The following is a 435-nucleotide window of genomic DNA, read 5'->3' on the forward strand; positions in this document are numbered from 1 at the left end:
CGCTCGCAGGAGAGCTGCGGGAAGTCAGTCTTGAAGAGTACCAAGCACTTTTCGCAGCTCAAGCCTCTGGCAAAGTGATCGGGGCCGATGGTAATCGCCCCATTATTTTGGAACCGCCCGAATTGACGTGGGAACAGCGCAAGCTTGAGTGTGTTGCGGTAGTTCGGGCGTTTCTGGATCAGACGGCCAAGTCCGCAGGATATGACGATATCAAGAATGCGATTAGCTATGCCGATGAGCCGGCAGTACCGCGCTTTCAGGCTCAGGGCCAGGCCTTCCGTTCCTGGCGGTCGCTGTGCTGGGCTTACTGCTATGAGCAGTTTGATGCCGTCGAGCAGGAGACGCGCGAGGTGTTCAGTCCGCAAGATCTCGTTTCTGAATTACCACAACTAGCACTTCCTTAAAAAGAGCGTTAGCAGATCGCCTAACGGCCCC

General features: G+C 55.6%; 1 protein-coding gene. It reads left to right on the top strand.

Going from position 1 to position 435, the window contains the following annotated elements; translation table 11 throughout:
• Nucleotides 1–404 (top strand): hypothetical protein (locus HX855_RS33005; RefSeq protein ID WP_178948096.1); only part of this gene is annotated, 404 nt, incomplete at its 5' end.
• Between the last annotated feature and the right edge of the window lie 31 nt (nt 405–435).

Source organism: Pseudomonas sp. IPO3778, from assembly GCF_013386825.1.
Lineage (GTDB): Bacteria > Pseudomonadota > Gammaproteobacteria > Pseudomonadales > Pseudomonadaceae > Aquipseudomonas.